This is a genomic window from Tetragenococcus solitarius NBRC 100494, assembly GCF_001544195.1.
GTDB classification, from domain to species: Bacteria; Bacillota; Bacilli; order Lactobacillales; family Enterococcaceae; genus Tetragenococcus; species Tetragenococcus solitarius.
In genome coordinates this window covers 98,973-105,135 of the sequence record NZ_BCPY01000004.1, presented here as the reverse complement: position 1 = coordinate 105,135, position 6,163 = coordinate 98,973, and the positions used below count along the sequence as shown (strand labels likewise).

Below are 6,163 nucleotides of genomic sequence, written 5' to 3'. Positions count from 1 at the left end.
GATTAAAAATATATTACATTCGTTTTTTGCTTTGCTTACGAAATTTCTTACATGTATAATTATAGTAAATGTGAAAGTTTGGAGGAGTGTAAATGAAATCGTCTTTGTCACGAAAAGAACGCAGAAAAATTCAGCAGCGTTTGACTTTATATGGAAATATGAAAAAAGGTGCAGCAGTGCTTGGTACGACTGTTACAGCTTGTTCTATGGTTGGAGTATTAACACCGTTACATAATGTATATGCTGACGAAGTCGACAGCAATAATGTAGTAGCGCCTTATGATTCAGATAGTGGCGCAGATGATGTACAAAGCCAAACACAAAGCCCTGAAAATGAAGAAGTAAATCCTGAAACTGGTGATATGTCAGGCAGTAACACAACTGGAACTGGTGTAGAGCAATCACGAGTAACAGAAGAACAGCAAGAACAACTACCACAAGATTCGCAACAGCCTTCGATAACAGGTGACGAAGCAGTGCAACAACCGCAGGCAGAACAACAGACAGAAGAAGAAACGCCTGAAAAAGAAACTGTTGAAGAACCAACTCAAGAGGCTGAAGAGCCAGAAGAAAATAAAGAAGATGAAGAATTGTTACAAGAAGCAGCAGAACAACTTCCAGGAGATGACGGTCCTGCACCTTCGACTTTTTCAGCTCTTGCAAAAGAACCTTCTGCTTTTATTGAAGAGCTTGCGGGGCATGCCAAACCGGTTGCTTCATCAAATAATTTATATGCTTCAGTGATGATTGCCCAAGCGATTGTCGAAAGTGGTTGGGGGTCAAGCACTTTATCACAAGCACCTAATTATAATTTATTTGGAATTAAAGGAAGTTATAATGGACAATCTGTCAAGATGCCTACCCAAGAATTTGTCAACGGCAGATACATTACAATTAAAGCAGATTTTCGTAAGTATCCATCTTATACTGCTTCATTTCAAGACAATGCTGCTTTATTAAGTACGAGTTTATATAGCGGCGCTTGGAAGAGTAATACAAACTCATACAAAGATGCTACAGCTGCTTTAACCGGTCTTTATGCGACTGCGCCAAACTACAATACTGTTTTAAATGGGATCATTGAAAATTATAATTTGACTCGTTTTGATACAGGTAATTCTGGTGGAATTATTGATACAGGTACAGGTGGTAGCGGAAACTCCGGCAATAGCGGGAATTCGTCTAACAATGGGAATTCCTCTAGCAGTGGAAATCCTTCTAGCAATAGCTCTGGTACTTATACGGTAAAATCCGGGGATTCAGTGTGGTTAATTGCAAATAAACATGGAATCACAATGAACCAACTACGTAGCTGGAATAACATCAAAAATGACTTTGTCTATCCAGACCAAAAATTAACGGTGAAAAAAGGCAGTGGTTCAAGTAATACGGGAAACTCTAGCAATAATTCAGGTAATAATGGAAGTTCCTCTACTAGTGGTTCAACTAGTTATACGGTAAGGTCCGGGGATTCAGTGTGGTTAATTGCAAATAAACATGGAATCACAATGAATCAATTGCGCAGCTGGAATAATATTAAAAACGATTTTGTCTATCCAGGTCAGAAATTGACAGTGAAAAAGGGCGGTAATACAAACAGTACTAGCAATTCCAACAGCAGCTCATCTGCAAAAGGCAGCTACACGGTAAAATCCGGGGATTCAGTGTGGTTAATTGCAAATAAACATGGAATCACAATGAATCAATTGCGCAGCTGGAATAATATTAAAAACGACTTTGTCTATCCAGACCAAAAACTAACAGTGAAAAAAGGCAGTAGTTCAAATAGCTCCAGTAATTCCAACAGCAGCTCATCTGCAAAAGGCAGCTACACGGTAAAATCCGGGGATTCAGTGTGGTTAATTGCGAATAAACATGGAATTACGATGAATCAATTGCGCAGTTGGAACAATATTAAAAATGACTTTGTCTATCCAGGCCAAAAATTAACGGTGAAAAAAGGCAGTGGTTCAAGTAATACGGGAAACTCTAGCAATAATTCAGGTAATAATGGAAGTTCCTCTACTAGTGGTTCAACTAGTTATACGGTAAAATCCGGGGATTCAGTATGGTTAATTGCAAATAAACATGGAATCACAATGAACCAATTGCGCAGCTGGAATAATATTAAAAATGACTTTGTTTACCCAGGTCAGAAATTGACAGTGAAAAAGGGCGGTAGTTCAAATAGCTCCAGTAATTCCAATAGCAATTCGTCAAATGGTTCTACGCATAAAGTGAAAATCGGAGATAGTTTATGGATGATCTCACAAAAAAATGGGATTTCAATCAGTCGTTTGAAATCAATTAACCATCTAACCTCAGATACAATTTATATAGGCCAAACTTTGAAAGTAAGTTAGCATTTTTAAGTAAGCAAACATGTCAGTAAGGCATGTTTGTTTACTTAAATTATTCAATGATGAATTGAATTCGTTCTACTTTTTTGATACGATATACACAATCTATTAACATATGAACCAAACTTGCTAGGGAGTAGTAGAAAGTTTTTCCTTTTTAAGAGAGTGCATGGATGGTGAGAATGTACAAGGACGCTTTTGAACTTACCTTAGTCAACATAGAAGACATGTATTCGGCGACGGTCGTTAAAACGTTTGAGGCTGAATTATTTTCAGTAAAAATAGGTGGTACCACGCTTATTGCGTCCTATAAGGAGCTATTTAGTTTCTTATGGGCTTTTTTTATTATATAAGGAGGAGAAAATTTGTGAAAACTTATGACCACAAAGCAATTGAAAAAAAATGGCAAACTTATTGGAAAAAAAATAATACTTTTGTTACCACAGAAGATGAACAAAAACCAAATACTTACTTACTGGATATGTTTCCTTATCCATCAGGGCAGGGCTTGCATGTAGGTCATCCAGAAGGTTATACAGCTACTGATATTTTGGCACGCATGAAACGTAGCCAGGGGCATAATGTATTACATCCAATGGGCTGGGACGCTTTTGGACTACCTGCTGAACAGTATGCGCTAGACACCGGAAATGACCCGGCAGAATTTACCAAAAAGAATATTGAAGTATTTCGCAAACAAATCAATTCATTAGGTTTTAGTTATGATTGGTCGCGAGAAATTAATACAACGGATCCTAATTATTATAAATGGACCCAATGGATTTTTACTAAGTTGTATGAAAAAGGACTAGCTTATGAAGCTGAAGTACCTGTAAACTGGGTACCAGAGCTTGGGACAGTAATTGCAAACGAAGAAGTTATTGACGGCAAAAGTGAACGTGGCGGATATGATGTTGTACGTAAACCAATGCGGCAATGGATGCTGAAGATTACAGAGTACGCGGATCGACTATTAGATGATTTAGAAGAGCTAGATTGGCCTGAAAGCATTAAAGAAATGCAACGAAATTGGATCGGCCGTTCTGTTGGAGCAAATGTAGAATTTACAGTAAAAGAAACAGGTGATACATTTACTGTATTTACCACAAGACCAGACACACTTTTTGGCGCAACCTATGCCGTTTTTGCTCCGGAATTAGAACTTGTTCAAAAAATTACCCAACCAGAACAAAAAGAAGAAGTAGAACAGTACGTTGCTACAGCAGCAAAAAAATCTGAATTAAGCCGGACGGACTTAGCAAAAGAAAAAACAGGAGTCTTTACAGGCGCTTATGCTATTAACCCAGTAAATGGTAAAGAAATCCCTATCTGGATTGCAGATTATGTGCTATCTTCTTACGGAACTGGTGCTATTATGTCTGTACCAGCACATGATGAACGTGACTATGAATTTGCGAAGAAATTTCATTTAGAGATTGTCCCTGTATTAGAAGGTGGAGATATTGAAAAAGAGGCCTTTACAGAAGATGGCGCACATATTAATTCTGGCTTTTTAGATGGTCTATACAAAGAAGAAGCTATAGACAAAATGGTTACTTGGCTAGAAAAAGAAGGCGTAGGGCAAAAGCAAGTTAGCTATCGTTTGCGTGATTGGCTATTTTCTAGACAACGTTATTGGGGCGAGCCTATCCCGATTATTCATTGGGAAGATGGAACAGTTTCTGCTTTGTCAGAAGAAGAATTACCTTTGGAATTACCTAAAACAACGGATATTAAACCAAGCGGAACGGGTGAGTCCCCTTTAGCTAATATCGCCGATTGGGTCAATGTAACAGATCCTGCGACCGGAAAAAAAGGTTATCGAGAAACAAATACGATGCCGCAATGGGCTGGAAGCTCTTGGTATTTCTTACGCTTTATTGATCCACATAATAAGGGAGCATTAGCAGATTACGACCATTTAAAAGAATGGATGCCAGTGGATGTTTACATCGGAGGAGCTGAGCACGCAGTATTGCATTTATTATATGCTCGTTTCTGGCATAAGTTCTTATATGACCTGGGAGTTGTTCCGACAAAAGAGCCTTTCCAAAAGTTGTATAATCAGGGAATGATCTTAGGAACAAATAATGAAAAAATGTCAAAATCTCGGGGGAATGTTGTTAATCCTGACGATGTTGTTGAACGATATGGAGCTGATACGCTGCGCCTTTATGAAATGTTTATGGGACCTTTAGATGCTTCTGTTGCCTGGAGTGAAAATGGTCTGGAAGGAAGCCGGAAGTTCTTAGATCGAGTATGGCGCTTATGTGTTGATGAAGACGGAAAAATGCGTGATCGTATTACGACAATAAACGATGGTTCATTAACAAAAGTTTATAATCAAACGGTTAAAAAAGTAACCGAAGACTTTGAGAACTTGCGCTTTAATACTGGAATTTCTCAGTTAATGGTATTTGTCAATGAAGCAAACAAAGTGGACTCGCTTTATTATGAATATATTGAAGGCTTTGTTCAACTATTAGCTCCTGTTGCTCCTCACTTGGGCGAGGAACTTTGGTCTATTTTGGGCCATGAAGGTGGAATTTCCTACGTTGCTTGGCCAACTTATGATGAATCTGCTTTAGTTGAAGAGCAAGTAGAAGTTGTTTTACAAATAAATGGGAAAGTAAGAGCAAAGGTACAAGCTTCTGCTCAAGCAACTAAAGAAGAATTGGAAGAAATAGCTAAAAATAATTCATCAATACAAGAACATTTGACTGGTAAAACGATTCGCAAAGTCATTGTTGTGCCTAATAAAATTGTTAATATTGTAGCGAATTAATACAATAAAAACGCAAGATTCAACTATATGTTGGATACTTGCGTTTTTAAAAGCCATTACTGTTTTTAACTGTAATGGAATGAATGATCTTGGAGGTAGTAGTAAAAGGGGATAGTTTGATTTTTATTGGTGAAGAAAAAATTGATGAACAGGCTAAACAAGAAAAATAGGTAAAATAAAAAAGAAGCTAGAATGTTCTAGCTTCTTTTTTATTTTTATTCTTCGGCTTCATAATCGATATCAATATTGCCATGTACGGCTTTTGAGTAAGGGCAGATGCCATCTGTTTCTTTCATATATTTTAAAGTATCTTCTTTGGAAACACCGTCAATTTTTCCGATCAATTTGATTTCTAAGTGAAGTGTTGTGTGATCATCTGGCAGATCTCCATATAAAGCTACTTCTGCACGGATTGTGCGATCACGATCGCCCAAGCCATCACGTTCTAGTGGAAATTGGATTGCACCATTGAAGCAAGCAGAAATACCAGCAGCAAATAATTCTTCTGGGTTTGTATAGCCTTTTTTATTTGTTCCAGTTGTCTTTACTTCAAAATCACCATTTAAGGATTTGCTGACACCTTCACGTCCGCCTTCATTAATTACTGTTGAAACAGACATTTTGTTACTCATGAATCGACACTCCTTTTGTGTTTTTTTTCTTACAACTTCACTATAGTATAAAAAACAAAAGAAGAGAAATAAAGTGCTTATACTATGATAAAATAATAAATAAAAAAACTGGTTTAAAATGTCTGTTGAAGACTAAACCAGTTTTTTTACTATTATTTTGCGCGCGCTAAACCCAGAAATAAAGTAGAGGTGGCGACAATCGGGAAAAGCCATACCAATACAAAGCCATAAGGCATAGCAGAACGCGTATAATTCTCGGTCGTTCCTTGAGCAATGATGGCTGAAAAAAGTCTCCAACCAAAAATAATGATAAAGAAAAAGACGATAGCGGTGCCGATGAGAAGTAGTTGTTTTTTACGTTTAGTGCTCATGGGAAGATGCTCCTT

Annotated in this window: 4 protein-coding genes; 2 read left to right on the top strand and 2 right to left on the bottom strand. The window is 37.5% G+C overall.

What is annotated here, in order from left to right; genetic code table 11:
- Window positions 1–92: 92 nt before the first annotated feature.
- Window positions 93–2,363, top strand: coding sequence for a LysM peptidoglycan-binding domain-containing protein (locus tag TS1_RS02635; RefSeq protein ID WP_068707543.1), 2,271 nt, complete (start codon window positions 93–95; stop codon window positions 2,361–2,363).
- A 364-nt stretch (window positions 2,364–2,727) separates the two neighbouring features.
- Window positions 2,728–5,145 (top strand): leucine--tRNA ligase, encoded by a 2,418-nt coding sequence (gene leuS / locus TS1_RS02625; RefSeq protein WP_245610094.1) that lies wholly within the window; start codon window positions 2,728–2,730, stop codon window positions 5,143–5,145.
- A gap of 215 nt (window positions 5,146–5,360) precedes the next feature.
- On the opposite strand, the gene TS1_RS02620 is transcribed toward leuS, so the two are convergent.
- Together TS1_RS02620 and TS1_RS02615 are read right to left on the bottom strand one after the other, a co-directional pair.
- Window positions 5,361–5,777 (bottom strand): Ohr family peroxiredoxin, encoded by a 417-nt coding sequence (locus TS1_RS02620; RefSeq protein WP_068707537.1) that lies wholly within the window; start codon window positions 5,775–5,777, stop codon window positions 5,361–5,363.
- A gap of 152 nt (window positions 5,778–5,929) precedes the next feature.
- Window positions 5,930–6,148 carry a hypothetical protein gene (locus tag TS1_RS02615; RefSeq protein WP_068707535.1) on the bottom strand — a complete coding sequence of 73 codons (219 nt, stop codon included), beginning with the start codon at window positions 6,146–6,148 and terminating at the stop codon, window positions 5,930–5,932.
- Window positions 6,149–6,163 lie beyond the last annotated feature (15 nt).

Excerpts from the sequence above, each read along its gene's own strand:
- TS1_RS02635 (WP_068707543.1), top strand. The coding sequence starts at position 93 with ATGAAATCGTCTTTGTCACGAAAAGAACGCAGAAAAATTCAGCAGCGT.
- TS1_RS02615 (WP_068707535.1), bottom strand. The coding sequence starts at position 6,148 with ATGAGCACTAAACGTAAAAAACAACTACTTCTCATCGGCACCGCTATC.
- TS1_RS02620 (WP_068707537.1), bottom strand. The coding sequence starts at position 5,777 with ATGAGTAACAAAATGTCTGTTTCAACAGTAATTAATGAAGGCGGACGT.